This window comes from Pseudomonas sp. NPDC087029 (assembly GCF_044745345.1).
Taxonomy (GTDB): domain Bacteria; phylum Pseudomonadota; class Gammaproteobacteria; order Pseudomonadales; family Pseudomonadaceae; genus Aquipseudomonas; species Aquipseudomonas faucium.
Window position 1 is genome coordinate 285,423 of the sequence record NZ_JBIVAB010000005.1, and the last position, 15,560, is coordinate 300,982.

At 63.3% G+C, this 15,560-nt stretch carries 14 protein-coding genes; 9 read left to right on the forward strand and 5 right to left on the reverse strand.

The genetic code is table 11. The features are described 5' to 3' along the window. Positions 1 to 84: 84 nt before the first annotated feature. A complete protein-coding gene (locus ACIPG5_RS11910) occupies positions 85 to 1,248 on the reverse strand; it encodes a type III PLP-dependent enzyme (protein ID WP_025337787.1) in 1,164 nt (387 codons plus the stop codon). Positions 1,249 to 1,753: 505 nt separating this feature from the next. On the opposite strand from ACIPG5_RS11910, the gene ACIPG5_RS11915 reads away from it, so the two are divergent. The 6 genes from ACIPG5_RS11915 (at position 1,754) to ACIPG5_RS11940 (ending at position 9,154) form a co-directional block, all read left to right on the forward strand. Beyond that, positions 1,754 to 2,236: a sigma-70 family RNA polymerase sigma factor gene (locus ACIPG5_RS11915; protein ID WP_401375135.1), complete on the forward strand. Its 483-nt coding sequence runs from the start codon at positions 1,754 to 1,756 to the stop codon at positions 2,234 to 2,236. 20 nt (positions 2,237 to 2,256) lie between these two features. Beyond that, a complete protein-coding gene (locus tag ACIPG5_RS11920; RefSeq protein WP_401375138.1) occupies positions 2,257 to 3,219 on the forward strand; it encodes a FecR family protein in 963 nt (320 codons plus the stop codon). A gap of 107 nt (positions 3,220 to 3,326) precedes the next feature. Continuing rightward, the gene (locus ACIPG5_RS11925; protein ID WP_314617488.1) at positions 3,327 to 5,756 is read left to right on the forward strand and encodes a TonB-dependent siderophore receptor; all 2,430 of its coding nucleotides are present in this window, start codon (positions 3,327 to 3,329) and stop codon (positions 5,754 to 5,756) included. A 180-nt stretch (positions 5,757 to 5,936) separates the two neighbouring features. Continuing rightward, positions 5,937 to 7,844 (forward strand): PAAR domain-containing protein, encoded by a 1,908-nt coding sequence (locus ACIPG5_RS11930; protein ID WP_401375141.1) that lies wholly within the window; start codon positions 5,937 to 5,939, stop codon positions 7,842 to 7,844. Beyond that, positions 7,837 to 8,490 carry a DUF2931 family protein gene (locus tag ACIPG5_RS11935; RefSeq protein ID WP_401375144.1) on the forward strand — a complete coding sequence of 218 codons (654 nt, stop codon included), beginning with the start codon at positions 7,837 to 7,839 and terminating at the stop codon, positions 8,488 to 8,490. Before ACIPG5_RS11930 ends, ACIPG5_RS11935 begins: the two co-directional genes overlap by 8 nt. Further along, entirely contained in the window at positions 8,477 to 9,154 is a 678-nt protein-coding gene (locus tag ACIPG5_RS11940; RefSeq protein WP_401375146.1) for a DUF2931 family protein, read from the forward strand. Before ACIPG5_RS11935 ends, ACIPG5_RS11940 begins: the two co-directional genes overlap by 14 nt. A 146-nt stretch (positions 9,155 to 9,300) precedes the next feature. On the opposite strand, the gene ACIPG5_RS11945 is transcribed toward ACIPG5_RS11940, so the two are convergent. The 4 genes from ACIPG5_RS11945 to ACIPG5_RS11960 are packed head-to-tail and all read right to left on the reverse strand — an operon-like array spanning position 9,301 to position 12,743. Further along, positions 9,301 to 10,458: a betaine/proline/choline family ABC transporter ATP-binding protein gene (locus ACIPG5_RS11945; protein WP_236237371.1), complete on the reverse strand. Its 1,158-nt coding sequence runs from the start codon at positions 10,456 to 10,458 to the stop codon at positions 9,301 to 9,303. Beyond that, positions 10,455 to 11,108, reverse strand: coding sequence for an ABC transporter permease (locus ACIPG5_RS11950; protein ID WP_176515377.1), 654 nt, complete (start codon positions 11,106 to 11,108; stop codon positions 10,455 to 10,457). Before ACIPG5_RS11950 ends, ACIPG5_RS11945 begins: the two co-directional genes overlap by 4 nt. Continuing rightward, positions 11,105 to 12,016, reverse strand: a complete 912-nt coding sequence (locus tag ACIPG5_RS11955; protein ID WP_176515379.1) for a glycine betaine ABC transporter substrate-binding protein — start codon at positions 12,014 to 12,016, stop codon at positions 11,105 to 11,107. The genes ACIPG5_RS11950 and ACIPG5_RS11955 overlap by 4 nt, the downstream gene beginning before the upstream one ends. 13 nt (positions 12,017 to 12,029) lie before the next feature. Beyond that, the gene (locus ACIPG5_RS11960; RefSeq protein ID WP_176515381.1) at positions 12,030 to 12,743 is read right to left on the reverse strand and encodes an ABC transporter permease; all 714 of its coding nucleotides are present in this window, start codon (positions 12,741 to 12,743) and stop codon (positions 12,030 to 12,032) included. Positions 12,744 to 13,176: 433 nt separating this feature from the next. Between ACIPG5_RS11960 and ACIPG5_RS11965 the strand changes: the two genes are divergently transcribed. The 3 genes from ACIPG5_RS11965 to ACIPG5_RS11975 all read left to right on the forward strand — a co-directional run bounded on the left by ACIPG5_RS11965 (position 13,177) and on the right by ACIPG5_RS11975 (position 15,520). Continuing rightward, positions 13,177 to 13,512, forward strand: coding sequence for a type II toxin-antitoxin system RelE/ParE family toxin (locus ACIPG5_RS11965; protein WP_236193538.1), 336 nt, complete (start codon positions 13,177 to 13,179; stop codon positions 13,510 to 13,512). Continuing rightward, positions 13,457 to 13,825: a helix-turn-helix domain-containing protein gene (locus tag ACIPG5_RS11970; protein ID WP_371871966.1), complete on the forward strand. Its 369-nt coding sequence runs from the start codon at positions 13,457 to 13,459 to the stop codon at positions 13,823 to 13,825. The genes ACIPG5_RS11965 and ACIPG5_RS11970 overlap by 56 nt, the downstream gene beginning before the upstream one ends. Positions 13,826 to 13,936: 111 nt before the next feature. Next, positions 13,937 to 15,520, forward strand: a complete 1,584-nt coding sequence (locus ACIPG5_RS11975; RefSeq protein WP_176515385.1) for a peptide chain release factor 3 — start codon at positions 13,937 to 13,939, stop codon at positions 15,518 to 15,520. The last annotated feature ends 40 nt before the right edge of the window (positions 15,521 to 15,560 follow it).

Sequence of the window (15,560 nt, forward strand, 5' to 3'; positions counted from 1 at the left end):
TAAGCAGTGGGGAGCGGGCTTGCCCCGCGAAGAGGGCGGCACTGATACACACATGAAAACGGGGCCTTGCGGCCCCGTCGTGCATTACAGGTAGTACGCCTTCAGCGGCGGGAAACCGTTGAACTCCACGGCGCTGTAGCTGGTGGTGTAGGCACCGGTCGAGAGCCAGTACAGGCGGTCACCGATCGCCAGGTTCAGCGGCAGGCCGTACTTGTAGTTCTCGTACATGATGTCGGCGCTGTCGCAGGTCGGGCCGGCGATCACCACTTCTTCGGCCTCGCCTTTCTTCTCGGTCCAGATCGGGAACTTGATGGCTTCGTCCATGGTTTCGATCAGGCCGGAGAACTTGCCCACGTCGGTGTAGATCCAGCGCTCCACCGCGGTGCGCGACTTGCGCGCCACCAGCACCACTTCGCTGACCAGGATGCCGGCGTTGGCGATCAGCGAACGGCCAGGCTCGAGGATGATTTCCGGCAGGTCGTCACCGAAGTCTTCCTTGAGGAAGCGGATGATCTCTTCGGCGTAGGTTTCCAGGCTATTGGTGCGGGTGATGTAGTTGGCCGGGAAGCCGCCACCCATGTTGATCAGCTTGAGCTCGATGCCGTCTTCTTCCTTCAGGCGCTCGAAGATCACCTTGACCTTGGCGATGGCCGCGTCCCACACGCTGATGTCGCGCTGCTGCGAGCCTACGTGGAAGGAAATGCCGTAAGGCACCAGGCCCAGGTCGCGGGCGAGGATCAGCAGGTCCATGGCCATGTCGGTCTGGCAGCCGAACTTGCGCGACAGCGGCCAGTCGGCGGTGGTGGAGCCTTCGGTGAGGATGCGCACGTAGACCTTGGAGCCCGGCGCGGCCTTGGCGATGTTGCGCAGGTCCGCTTCCGAGTCGGTGGCATACAGGCGCACGCCCTTCTCGTAGAAGTAGCGGATGTCCTTGGACTTCTTGATGGTGTTGCCGTAGCTGATGCGGTCGGCGCTGACGCCGCGGCCCAGTACCTTGTCCAGCTCGTAGATCGAGGCGATGTCGAAGCTCGAGCCTTTCTCCTTGAGCAGGTCGATGATCTCCACGGCCGGGTTGGCCTTGACCGCGTAGTAGACCTTGGCGAATTCGAACCCGGCGCGCAGGTCGTCATAGGCCTGGCTGATCATCTGGGTGTCGATGAGTACGAACGGGGTTTCCTGCTTGTCGGCGAACGCCTTCATTTTCTGGAAGGTGTCACGCGCGAAATAGTCTTCGACCTGGATCGACATGCTCAGGGACTCCATGGGCAAACTGAAAAGATAAGTGGCTGCAAACTGAACGTCCTCCGTATCCCCACTTTGGTTCGCCTACTCAGTACTTGAGCCGGATGGATCGTTTCCAGCATGGACGTTCGGCGCGCACTTTAGGGCGTGAACCCAGCAAGATCAACAGGCAATCCGGCCGCGTTCGTCGTGGATCTGGGCCCTATCGTTTGAATAACCGACTCGTGTGACCGGTAGATGTTCCCCGCGATGTTTCAAGCGTAAAAAATTGTGGAATAGACCGCTTGGCCTCTTCGCGGGACAAGCCCGCTCCTACAGGGATCTGCTTTTTCCGTGGGCGCGGGCTTGCCCCGCGAAGGGGCCACAGGTGTTCATATTTATGGCCACCAAAACTGGCACTTTGGTGCATGAAATTTCCCTTAAATTTTTTGTTACCGATCGGCGGAATTGCCGCAATTGATGAGAAACATTACTATTCGCACCCTCATCCGCCTCCCTGACGACCGAGACCGTGTCTGGACACAAAGGCTTCCTCGACCACTACCATGAGCTGATCGGCACCTGGACGCGCAAGCTGCGCAGTCGGCAGCAGGCCGAGGACCTCACCCATGACGCCTTTGTGCGGGTACTGGAAAACCCGCGCGAGCAGGTCGAGCAGCCGCGCGCCTACCTGCACCAGACGGCGCGCAATATCGCCGTGGACGGTTTCCGCCGTGAGGACCGGCGCCAGGCCTTGGAACTGGAGGCCTTCGACGAGGCCGCCAGCAGCAGCGACCCGGAAGCCTACGTGCATGCCCTGGAGCTGGCCGAAAGTGTCGAGCGGGCGCTGGCCGAGCTGCCGCTCAACTGCCGGCGGGTGTTCATCTGGCAGAAGATCGAGGGCCTGACCCAGGCCGAGATCGCCGAGCGCATGGGTTTGACCAAGAACATGGTCGAAAAGTATATGATCCGCACGCTCCGACATCTGCGTGAGCACCTGGATGTGTCGGCATGATGAGTCAGGAGACCTTGCCCATGAAACAGCACGCTATCGATAGCGTCCGCGAGCAGGCGGCCGAATGGTTCGCCCGCGTGCAGGATGCGCCGCGTGATGCCGGGCTGCAGGCGCGGCTCGAGGCCTGGCTGGCGGCTGACCCTGTGCATCGGCAGGAGTACCAGCAGCTCGCGCGGCTGTGGCAGGCCACTGACTTCATCCCGCGCCAGCGCCTCGAAGCGCTGTGCCAACCCGAGCCGGTGCGCCAGTTGCCTCGCCGGCGGCTGCTGCACCAGGCGCTGGCGGCCGGCGTGGCGGTGGTGGCCCTGGGGCTGGGCTGGGGCGGCTGGCAGTATCAGCAGCTCAATCATCAGGCCGCCTTGCACACCGCCTTCGGCGAGCGCCGCCAGGTGCAACTGCCGGACGGCTCGCACCTGGAACTCAATGGCGCCACCGAGCTGCAGGTCGACTTCAGCCCGGGCCGGCGGCATATCGTGCTGCGCGCGGGCGAAGCGATGTTCAGCGTTGCCCATGACAGCAGCCGGCCGTTCGTGGTCGACACCGCCCAGGGCAGCGTGACGGTCACAGGCACCCGCTTCGATGTGCGCCAGGACCCGGCCGCCACCCGCGTGGCCGTCGAGCAAGGCTCGGTGCGCGTGCAGGGCAAGGGCAGTGCGCTGGCGCAACTGGGGGCCGGGCAAGGCGCGCACATCGACGAGCACGGCAACGTCGCCGCCCCCTACGCCGTCAATGCCGCTTCGCTGACCGCCTGGCGCCAGGGCAAGCTGGTGTTCGACAACGCCACCTTGGCCGAGGTGGTGGCCGAGGCCTCGCGTTACCGCGCCCAGCCGCTGCGGGTCGCGCCGGGCAAGGTGGCGCAGATGCGCCTGTCCAGCACCTTCAGCATCGACGACACCGACGCCCTGTTGCGCGCCTTGCCGAGCATCCTGCCGGTGGCCATCAAGGCCCATGAAGATGGTTCGCGAGAAATAATCGCGAAATAGATTCAGGTTTTTTTCCGCTCGTTCGTCTTCCCCGCCAGCTGCAACTGCCAAGCATTTACATTTGCATGCGATTGGCGTTATCCCGACCTTCAGGATGTTTTGACGACGTGAACAACAACAAGCCTTTCCCGCGCTTCCGCGCCCTGGCGCTGGCCCTTGCGGTCAGCGCCGTGGCCGTCAACAGCCAGGCCGCGCAGGCCGGCGCCGCCATCCAGATCCAGGCGCAACCCTTGGCCTCGGCGCTGAGCCAGCTGGGCCAGCAGACCAACCTGCAGCTGTTCTTCAGCCCGGAGCTGGTGGCTGGCAAGCAGGCGCCGGCGGTGTCCGGCCAGCTGACGCCGGTAGAGGCGTTGCAGCAGTTGCTGCAGGGCAGCGGGCTGACCTACGAGATGTCCCAGGACACCGTGGTGGTCAAGCCGCTGCCGAGCACGGTCGACCTGGGTAGCGGCAGCCTGGAGCTGGCGCCCACCGACATCAAGGTGGTCGGTGACTGGCTGGGCGATGCCGACCAGGCCGTGGTGCAGAACCACCCCGGTGCGCGTACCGTGGTGCGTCGCGAGGCGATGGTGGAAGAGGGCGCGATGAACGTGCGCGATGTGCTGCGCGGCATCCCCGGGGTGCAGGTGCAGGACTCCAACGGCACCGGCGGCAGCGACCTGTCGCTCAACGTCGGCGTGCGCGGCCTGACCTCGCGCCTGTCGCCGCGCTCGACGGTGCTGATCGATGGCGTGCCGGCGGCCTTCGCCCCCTATGGCCAGCCGCAGCTGTCGATGGCGCCGATCTCCTCGGGCAACCTGGACAGCATCGACGTGGTGCGTGGCGCAGGTTCGGTGCGCTATGGCCCGCAGAACGTCGGTGGGGTCATCAACTTCGTCACCCGCGCCATCCCCGAGAAGCCCTCGGCAGAGTTGTCCACCACCCTGGAGACGTCCCAGCATGGCGGCTGGAAGCACACCGAATCGGCCTTCGTCGGCGGCACCGCCGACAACGGCATGGGCGTGGCCTTGTTGTACACCGGGGTGAACGGCAACGGTTACCGTGAAAGCAACAACGGCAACGACATCGACGACGTCATCCTCAAGACCCACTGGGCGCCCACCGACGTCGACGAGTTCTGGCTCAACTTCCACTACTACGATGGCCGCGCCGACATGCCCGGCGGCCTGACCCAGGCGCAATACGACAGCAACCCGTACCAGTCGCTGCGCGACTACGACTACTTCGCCGGGCGGCGCAAGGACGTGTCGTTCAAGTGGCAGCGCCAGCTCGACGAAGCCACCCAGTTCGAAGTGCTGACCTACTACACCGACAGCTTCCGCGGCAGCGCCATCGCCTCGCGTGACATGAAGACGTTGTCGTCGTACCCGCGCAACTACCACACCTTCGCCATCGAGCCACGGGTGTCGCGGATCTTCTTCACCGGCCCCGCCACCCAGGAAGTCAGCGTTGGCTACCGTTACCTGAAGGAAGCCATGCGCGAGCAGTCGACCCGCCTGGCCCTGATCGACAACGTGCCGACGCCGACCCCGACCTCCGATGGCCACGTGTTCCAGGACCGCAGCGGCGGCACCGAGGCCAGCGCCTACTACATCGATGACAAGATCGATATCGGCAACTGGACCATCACCCCGGGCATTCGCTTCGAGCACATCAACACCGACTGGCGCGACCGCCCGGTGCTGGACGCCAACAACCGCCCGGTGCCGGAGAAGAACCGCAGCATCACCAGCAACGAGCCGCTGCCGGCGCTGAGCGTGATGTACCACATCTCCGACGCCTGGAAACTGTTCGCCAACTACGAGACCTCGTTCGGCAGCCTGCAGTACTTCCAGCTGGGCCAGGGTGGTACCGGCAACAGCACGGCCAATGGCCTGGAGCCGGAAAAGGCCAAGACCTACGAAATCGGTACGCGCTATGACAACGGCGGCTTCGCCGGCGAGCTGACGGCGTTCTACATCGACTTCGACGACGAGTTGCAGTACATCAGCAACGATGTGGGCTGGACCAACCTGGGCGCGACCAAGCACCAGGGTATCGAGGCCTCGGCGCGCTATGACCTGGAGGGCCTGGATCCGCGTCTGGCGGGCCTGTCGGTCAATGGCGGCTACACCTATACCCGCGCCACCTACGAAGGTGACATCCCCGGCTTCAAGGGCCGTGACCTGCCGTTCTACTCGCGCCAGGTGGCCACCGCCGGCGTGCGCTACCAGGTCAACCGCTGGACCTGGAACCTGGATGCCTTCGCCCAATCCAAGCAGCGCGCACCCGGCACCGGGATCAACGCCGATGGCAGCTTCAACGGCGACTACATCACCGAGCCGAGCGCTGACGGGCAGTATGGCGATATTCCGGGTTACGTGACCTGGCATGCCCGTGGGGGGTATGACTTCGGGCCGAAGCTGTCGAACCTGAAAGTGGCGGCGGGGGTGAAGAACCTGTTCGACAAGCAGTACTTCACCCGCTCCAGCGACAACAACGCCGGCATTTATGTGGGTGAGCCGCGCACCTTCTATGTGCAGGCCAGTGTAGGGTTCTGATTCGCGATTTCCGGGGCCGCTTCGCGGCCCTTTCCGATCGGTTCGGTGCCCTGCGCCGGATGCTTAGAAGTTTCCTACAACGCTCTAGGACGCGTCCTATTTACCTGTGAAGTACCACCCCTCGACCCTTGCGGTTCGGTACCGGGTGACCCAACCCCTCTGCGGGTGGGCCGGTAATCCATGACCAACAACGCCTGCGCACTTTGCGTTTGCGGGCGGTTCGTAGAGAGGGATTCAGTGGCTATAGGGCATTTCATTCGTCAGGGCGACCAGACCACCTGTGGTGGCGTAGTACTGGAAGCCGACCCCCAGGTCATGATGTTCGGCATTGCCCATGCACGCCAGGGGGATCGGGTTTCCTGTGGCAAGGATGGCAAGGTCTATCGGATCGTGGGTGGCGTCTGGTACATACGCAGTCACGGTGCTCTGGTGGCAGGTACGCTGGACAGTTTCAGCGGTTGCCCTTGCCGTGCTCGGCTGTTGCCGTCGTTGCTCAACGCCACCTACCAGTCAAGGCGCGCTCCCAGTGCCGCAGCCTCTTCTCCCGGCGTCGTCGCTACAGCGCCGCACCCGGTGGCGCCAGCGGATGGTGCGGCCGAACCGACTTTCTACAGCCTGCCGGAAGAAGAGGAAGAAGAGGAGGAACTGCTCGAGGAGACGGGCATCGTGCTGCACCTGGGCCTGTTCTTCGACGGTACCGGGAACAACCAGGCCAACAGTGCCGCTACCGAAGGTTGCCATGCGTCCGGCCTGGGCATGGCGCAGCAGGTCGCCGAGGATATTCGCCAGTACTGCGCCGCTTACGGCTATGACGGACAAGGCAACGGGCCCGACAACAGTTACGGCAATGGCGTTAGTAACGTTGCACGCCTGCATGACCTGTACCCCGACCAGAGCGAGGAGCGACTGCTGCCCGAGGCCGACCAAGCCTATCTCAAGGTGTATCTTGAAGGCATAGGCACCCGCAGCGGCCTGGCCGACTCTCTCTACAGTCAAGGCACCGGCAAGGGAAGCACGGGGGTGGTGGCACGGGTTGAGCAGATGCCGGACCTGGTCATGAAGCAGCTGCGTAGATTCGCTTCGGCGAATCCGCAGGTGAAGGTTCGCCGGATCGAAGTCGACCTGTTCGGCTTCAGTCGAGGCGCGGCGGCGGCGCGGCATTGTGCCAATGACCTGCTCAAGGGGCCGGGCAGCTTGCTGGCTCGCGCCATCCCTGTTGGAACGCCTGGGTTCGTTGAATCCTTCGCCTGGCGTCATCGCAGCGACTTCACCCTCAACTTCATCGGCCTATTCGACACTGTGGCCGGTATCGTCTCGCCGGGTCATGGCGATTTCAGCCCGCACAATGCCGACAACCCCGGGCTCGACCTGCGCCTTGCGCCAGGTGTGGCACGCCAGGTCATCCACCTGGTGGCGCGTGACGAGTATCGCCACAACTTCTCGCTGACCCAGGCCGAGCAGGATATCGAGCTTCCCGGCTGTCATTCGGACATCGGCGGCGGCTACCAGCCCTGGATGCGCGAAAAGCTGCTGTTGAGCAAGCCGGACAGCAGCGTCGAAGTCGCCTCCCTCGCCAACGCGCGCAGCGCCGCCTTTTCGCGTACCCGCCAGCGTTTCCATGAAGAAGCGAACCACTGGCTGACCTACGTGCCACCTGCCGGTCTGGACATCGCCACCTGGTCAGTACCCGTTCAGCAGCGGGGACGAGACAGCGTGGCTGAAAAACGTGTGTATACCGCAATTACCGGTGAACGAGAGGTGCGCGGCGAACTTTCTTTGGTTTACCTGCGCATCATGCGCGAATTGGCGGTACGTGCGGGGGTGGCGTTCGATCCTATCGATCCGGATGACAACCGGACAGCTTTGCCAGCAGAGCTCCAGCCCATTGCCGCCAAGCTCCAGGCCTTTGCCCTGCGCCAGGCTTACATGCCGTTGACCCCCGAAGAGAATGCTCTGTTACGGCGTCGCTACATCCACCTTTCGGCGAACTGGAATGCGGCCAAAGGCTGGAACGACAGTGGGTTGGACGTGGTGTTCATCAATCGCCCAGCTACGGGAATGCGGCGTAAGGAACACCCCAATGAATAGGCTGGAGGCGTTGCTGTCATTGGGGCTGCTGCTCTGCTTGAGCGGCTGTACCCATGGCGTCCACCGGCTGCCTTACGATTCGTGGCGGCTGGGATTGTTCGCACCCAACTACATGGAAGTGTGGATCGAGAGCGCCGATGCGGTGGACGTGCAGGAGCGCGTCTTTCGCCGTGCGATGAGCGGGATTGCTGCGATCAGCACCCCCAAGAACCTCAAGGGCAATCCACGCGGCTGGCCGAAGGAGCCTGGTTCGGGTGCGGGTAAGCAGGTCCTGGGTGCCGACCTGCCTCGGTTGCTCTACGTGCGCTGGCAGTCGTTGGTCGAGCCGCAGACCTATGAGGCCTATATCGTGATACCCGAGGCGAGTCGGCAGGCGATGCTCGTGGGTGAAAAGGCCTATTGCATCTTTGACGGAAAATGGATCACGGACTATCGCGACATGCTGAGTATCGGCCTGGCCCCGGGCGGCGTGGCTCGGGTGTGGCTCATGGGGGCTTGCTTGCCCGCACTCGATGTCGCACGGGTGCAGGGCACAGTGGTGAAGATTGGTCCCTATGACGGTACGTCGAATGGGCGGCACAGGCCGTTGTCCGACACATCCAAGGCCTACATCGAGCGCTACGGAATTCCCTATGGTTCGTGGTGATGCAGTGAGCAAGTGCTTGCGGACGTTGCTGTCATTGGGGCTGCTGCTCTGCTTGAGCGGCTGTACCCATGGCGTCCACCGGCTGCCGTACGATTCGTGGTGGTTGGGGCTGTTCGCACCCAACTACATGGAAGTGTGGATCGAGAGCGCCGATGCGGTGGACGTGCAGGAGCGCGTGTTCCGCCGCGCGATGAGCGGGATTGCCGCGATCAATACCCCCAAGAACTTCCAGGGCGATCCGCGGGGCTGGCCGAACGAGCCTGGTGCGGGAAAAGGCAAGCAGGTCCTGGGTGCCGACCTGCCTCGGTTGCTCTACGTGCGCTGGCAGTCGTTGGTCGAGCCGCAGACCTATGAGGCCTATATCGTGATACCCGAGGCGAGTCGGCAGGCGATGCTCGTGGGTGAAAAGGCCTATTGCATCTTTGACGGAAAATGGATCACGGACTATCGCGACATGCTGAGTATCGGCCTGGCCCCGGGCGGCGTGGCTCGGGTGTGGCTCATGGGGGCCTGCTTGCCCGCACTCGATGTCGCACGGGTGCAGGGCAGGATCGTGAAAAAGGGGCCGGATGGCGGGCAGAGTGATGGTCAATACGCCTTGCCCCTGGAACCCGAGTCCAAGGCCTACATCGAGCGCTACGGAATTCCCTATGGTTCGTGGTGAGTTTCGGATCTTCTCTGTGAAGGCCAGCGTAGGGATCTGATAAGGCGTCGCATGCATCGCGGGTAAACCCGCTCCTACAGGTCTTGCGCAGATCCTGTGGGAGCGGGCTTGCCCCGCGATTGGGGGCGCAAAGCGCCCCCAGCGCTCTAGGAAACCGCCGCCTCGGCCGGCGACACGATGCTGGTCTTGCCGCCCCGCGATCGCCCCGAACTCAGGTAGGCCGCAATCGACTCCTGGGTCACCTCGCCAAGGAACACCTGCTCGGCATCCAGCACCGGCAGCCACGCCCGGTTGAACTCGTACATGCGCGACAACAGGATGCGCAGGTGCTCATCGTGCGACGCCGTGGCATTGAACTGGCGCAGGAAGTCCCCGCAAGTGCCTTGCTGGCGGTGCATGTCACGCCGGCGCACATAGCCCAGCGCCTTGTTCTGCCCATCGGTTACCACCACGTAGCGCCGGTCGTGCTCGTCCAGCAGCTCCAGGGCATCGCCCACCGGCGTCTCCGGGCTCACCGATGGCGCGTTGTCCGCGGCATCTTCGGCGCGCACCAGCAGCAGGCGCTTGAGGGTGCTGTCCTGGCCGACGAAGTTGCTGACGAAATCATCCACCGGGTGCGCCAGCAGGGTGTCCGGGTGGTCCAGCTGCAGCAGCTTGCCGGCGCGGAAGATGGCGATCTTGTCGCCCAGCTTGATCGCTTCGTCGATGTCGTGGCTGACCATGATCACGGTCTTGTTCAGCGCCCGCTGCATCTCGAAGAACTCGTTCTGGATCATCTCGCGGTTGATCGGGTCGACCGCGCCGAACGGCTCGTCCATCAGCAGCACTGGCGCCTCGGCGGCGAGCGCGCGGATCACGCCGATACGCTGCTGCTGGCCACCGGACAGCTCGCGTGGGTAGCGCTGCAGGTACTGCTTGGGTTCGAGCTTGATCATGCTCATCAGCTCGCGGGCGCGGTCGTGGCAGCGCTGCTTGTCCCAGCCCAGCAGGCGCGGGACCACGGTGATGTTCTCCTCGATGGTCATGTTGGGGAACAGGCCGATCTGCTGGATCACGTAGCCGATGTGGCGGCGCAGGGTCACCTCGTCCAGGCCGCTGGTGTCTTCGCCGTTGATGAACACCTGGCCGGAGGTGGGCGTGATCAGGCGGTTGATCATCTTCAGCGTGGTGCTCTTGCCGCAGCCCGAGGGGCCGAGGAACACGCAAATTTCGCCTTCGTTGACGGTCAGGCTGACCGCGTCCACGGCTTTGACGTCCTTGCCGTTGACGTTGAAGGTCTTGCTGAGGTTCTTGAGTTCGATCATGAGCGCAGTCCTTCTGGAGTCAGGGCACGTTGCAGGGTTTGCAGGAGCAGGTCGGCGATGATCGCCAGCAGGCTGACCAGCACGGCGCCGACCAGCAGCATCGACATGTCGCTGCGGCTGATGGAAGTGAGGATGAGCACGCCCAGGCCACCGGCACCAATGGTGGCGGCGATGGTCATGACGCCGATGTTCATGACCACGGCGGTCCGCACACCGGCGAGGATCACCGGCACCGCGATGGGCAGCTCGACCATGCGCAGGCGCTGGCCGAAGGTCATGCCGATGCCGCGCGCGGCTTCACGGATGCCGGGCTCGACGTTGGTCAGCGCGAGGTAGGTGTTGCGCAGGATCGGCAGCAGCGAATAAAGGAACACCGCGGTGATCGCCGGCAGCGGCCCAAGGCCCTGGCCGAACTTGGAGTAGAACGGCAGCAGCAGGCCGAACAGGGCGATCGAGGGGATGGTCAGCAATACCGTGGCGCTGGCCTGCAGGGGGCCGGCCAGGGCGGGGAAGCGGGTCATGAGGATGCCCAGCGGCACGCCGAAGAGGATCGCCAGGCCCACGGCGATGCCGACCAGCATGATGTGCTGCCAGGTCAGTTGCAGCACCAGGGCCCAGTCCAGGTGGGTGAAGGCGTCGAGCAGATTCATGGCTGTACCTCGCTCAGCGGGTGGTCACGCAGGAACGCGGCGGCGACGCTGGTCGGGCTCTGGTGCTCGACGTCGACCTTGGCGTTGAGCTGGCGCATGGTTTCGTCATCGAGCTGCTCGGCCAGCGGCTTGAGCAGGGCGACCAGTTGCGGGTGGGCGTCGAGCACGGCCTGGCGCACCACCGGGGCGGCGGTGTAGTCCGGGAAGTAGTGCTTGTCGTCTTCGAGCAACTTGAGGTTGAAGGCGTTCAGGCGCCCGTCGGTGGTGTACACCAGGCCGGCGAACACCTGGTTATTGCTCATGGCGGTGTAGACCAGGCCGGCATCCATCTGGCGGATGTTGGCGCGGCCCACTTGCAGGTCGTACATCTCCTTGAGGCCGACCAGGCCGTCGGGGCGGTTGGCGAACTCGGTGTCCAGCGCGATCAGGTGGTTGCGCTGGCTTTCGTCACGCAGCACCTGGTTCAGGTCGCTGATCGAGTTGACCTGTGGATACGCCTCGGCCACCTGCTTGGGCAGGCCCAGGGCGTAGGTGTTGCTGAACTTCGACGGGGTCAGCCAGATCAGGCCTTTCTTGGCATCCAGTTGCTTGACCCGGGCGTAGGTGGCCTCGGCATTGGGCATGCGTTCGTCGATGTGGTTGTACGACACCAGCGACACCCCGGTGTATTCCCACATCAGGTCGAGCTGGCCGGTTTCCTGGGCCTGGCGCGCCAGGCTGCTGCCCAGGCCGCCGGTAACACGCACCTCGAAGCCATTGGCGCGCAGGTACTGGGCGGTGATTTCGGCGAGCACGGTCTGTTCGGTGAACACCCGCGCGCCGACGCGGATCAGCGGTTTTTCCGCTGCCTGGGCAACACCTGCGAACAGCAGGGCCGCGCCCAGGAGCAAGGCGATTGTCTTCTTCATACGTTCCCTCTTGTCAGTGGGCCAGGCCGCGTTCCAGCCAGCGTCTGCTGGAGAAACTCACCAGCGCATCGAGCAGCAGGGCCAGCAGCGCCGTGCAGGCGGCGCCCAGCAGCAGCTGTGGCTGGTTGTTCAGGGCGATGCCGGGGAAGATCAGGCTGCCCAGGCTGTTGGCGCCGATCAGGAACGCCAGCGGCGCGGTGCCGACATTGAGTGCCAGGGCCACCCGCACACCGCCGACGATGATCGGCACGGCATTGGGCAACTCCACCTGCCAGAGCTGCTGGCGCGGGGTCATGCCGATGCCGGTGGCGGCTTCCTTGAGCGAGGCGGGGACGTTTTTCAGGCCTTCGTAGGTGTTGCGCACGATCGGCAGGAGGGAGGCGAGGAACAGCGCGAAGATCGCGGGCCCGGCGCCGATGCCCAGGATACTCAGGGCGATGGCCAGAACGGCCAGGGGGGGAATGGTGTTGCCAACGTTGAAGAACTGCATGAAGCGCTCGGCTTTGTCGACCCGGTGCGGTCGACTCAAGGCAATGCCAGCGGGGATGCCCACGGCCAACGCCGCCGCCATCGAAGCCAGCACCAGAACCAGGTGCGCTTGCAGGTAGAACCCAAGATCGTCGCGATAATGCGCGATCGTGTCGATGCCGATCCAGTGGACCAGCAGGGCCAGGATGACGAGCACGGCGGCCCATCCCAACAGCCCTTTTCCGTAGCGTGTAGCCACAGGCGGACTCCTTGTGTTGTCGGCGAGCACACTCTTTTTTTGGCCGGCCATACCTGGCAGCGAGTGGTGTGTTCGCGAGTAGCAGCGTGAAGCAACCGAAGGCTGCGATCAGGCCATGAGCCGAACCCCGTCGGGCCCGAAAATGCTGATGAAACCATTCCCCAAGCGAAGCGGGTTGCAGGGGAGTGGACGTCTCCGAGGGCGTAAAGGTTCCCATCTGAGGCGGCATTTGGCCAGTGTTAATCACTGGGGGCAGCGATTTTTCCTACGGAAAAACAATGCAAAACCTACTTAATGGCGTTGTATTACCTGCTATTGAGCCGCCAGGCCGAAGGGCAATATTTCTCCTGGAATTCACTGAATATTCACTTGATGGAATATTCCTCCGGAGGTATTTTTTGCCGTGTGGTCTATAGGGATGTGCTTGGAGTTCATGGTCGAGTTTGAGCAATTGGCCGAGGAGGTACAGGATGAACTGCTGTCCCAGCTTCATCTGCTTGAGCGCCGGGGGCCTGCTTTGGGGAGACCGCGCGTGGATACCTTGAATGGTTCGAAGCATTCGAACATGAAAGAGCTGCGTTTTAGTGCTGATGGCGGTGTCTGGCGAGTCGCGTTCGCTTTCGACAGGGCACGTTGTGCACTGCTGCTAGTGGCTGGTGATAAAGCGGGCATGAGTGAACGTAGGTTTTATCGGAGTTTGATCGAGCGCGCCGATGAGCGCTTTGATCGGCATCTGTCCAGAGGTCGAGAACATGTACAAGACACTTGATGATGTGATGGGCGAGCTTTCACCTGAGCGCAGAGCGAAAGTCGAAAAGCGCGGCCGCGAACTTATCCGCGAAGAAATGACGCTCCAGGCGCTGCGCAAGCAGCTTGAGATCACTCAGGAAGGGATGGCGGAGCGTCTCGACGTGCGCCAGGGGAACGTCTCGAAAGTTGAAAATCGCAGCGATATGTTGATTTCAACCCTGCGCACTTATCTGGAGGCGATGGGCGGTAGGCTGGAGTTGGTAGCGCATTTGCCTGGGCGCGCACCGGTCACCCTCGAGGGGTTTACAGAGGATCCGGTTTCACGCGCCTGATTTCATCGGGCGGCGATAATGCGCAACACGTTCGGCGGTGCGCATTTTGGCCTCGCGCGCGACTTCAGGTATGATACTGCCCCTTTTCGATCCCCAGTCAGGCGATTTCCCATGACCAACCAGGCCGCCGAAGTCGCGAAGCGCCGCACTTTCGCAATCATTTCCCACCCCGACGCCGGTAAGACCACCATCACCGAGAAGCTGCTGCTGATGGGCAAGGCCATTGCCGTCGCCGGTACCGTGAAGTCGCGCAAGTCCGACCGCCACGCCACCTCCGACTGGATGGAAATGGAGAAGCAGCGCGGCATCTCCATCACCACCTCGGTGATGCAGTTCCCGTACCGCGAGCACATGATCAACCTGCTCGATACCCCCGGCCACGAAGACTTCTCCGAAGACACCTACCGCACCCTGACCGCGGTGGACTCGGCGCTGATGGTGCTCGACGGCGGTAAGGGTGTAGAGCCGCGGACCATCGCCCTGATGGACGTCTGCCGCCTGCGCGACACACCCATCGTCAGCTTCATCAACAAACTCGACCGTGACATCCGCGACCCGATCGAACTGCTCGACGAAATCGAAGCGGTACTGAAGATCAAGGCCGCGCCGATCACCTGGCCGATCGGTTGCTACCGCGACTTCAAGGGCGTGTATCACCTGACCGGCGACTACATCGTGGTCTACACCCCGGGCCACGGCCACGAGCGCACCGAAGCCAAGATCATCCAGAACCTGGACTCGGACGAAGCCCGCGCGCACCTGGGCGACCAGTACGATTCGTTCGTCGAGCAGCTCGAGCTGGTGCAGGGCGCCTGCCACGAGTTCAACCAGGAAGAGTTCATCAATGGCCAGCTGACCCCGGTGTTCTTCGGTACTGCCCTTGGCAACTTCGGTGTCGACCACGTGCTCGACGCCGTCGTCGACTGGGCGCCACGCCCGCTCGGCCGCGTGGCCCACGAGCGCACCGTGGAGCCGGTCGAGGAGAAGTTCACCGGCTTCGTGTTCAAGATCCAGGCGAACATGGACCCCAAGCACCGCGACCGTATCGCCTTCATGCGCATCTGCTCGGGCAAGTACGAAAAGGGCATGAAGATGCGCCACGTGCGCATCAACAAGGACCTGCGCGTGGGCGATGCGCTGACCTTCTTCTCCTCCGAGCGTGAGCAGCTGGAAGAGGCCTATGCCGGCGACATCATCGGCCTGCACAACCACGGCACCATCCAGATCGGCGACACCTTCACCGAAGGCGAGGCGCTGGGCTTCACCGGTATCCCGCACTTCGCCCCGGAGCTGTTCCGCCGCGTGCGCCTGAAGGACCCGCTGAAATCCAAGCAGCTGCGCCAGGGCCTGCAGCAGCTGGCCGAAGAGGGCGCCACCCAGGTGTTCTTCCCCGAGCGCAGCAACGACATCATCCTCGGTGCGGTGGGTGTGCTGCAGTTCGACGTGGTCGCCAGCCGCCTGAAGGAAGAGTACAAGGTCGAGTGCGCCTACGAGCCGATCACCGTGTGGTCGGCGCGCTGGATTGCCTGCGATGACAAGAAGAAGCTCGAGGAATTCCAGAACAAGGCCATGGAGAACCTGGCCATCGACGGCGGTGGGCACCTGACCTACCTGGCGCCGACCCGGGTCAACCTGGCGTTGATGGAAGAGCGCTGGCCGGACATCAAGTTCCGCGCGACCCGCGAGCATCACTGATTGCAGGGGAGGGCTTTGCCCTCCTTTCGCGACACAAGGC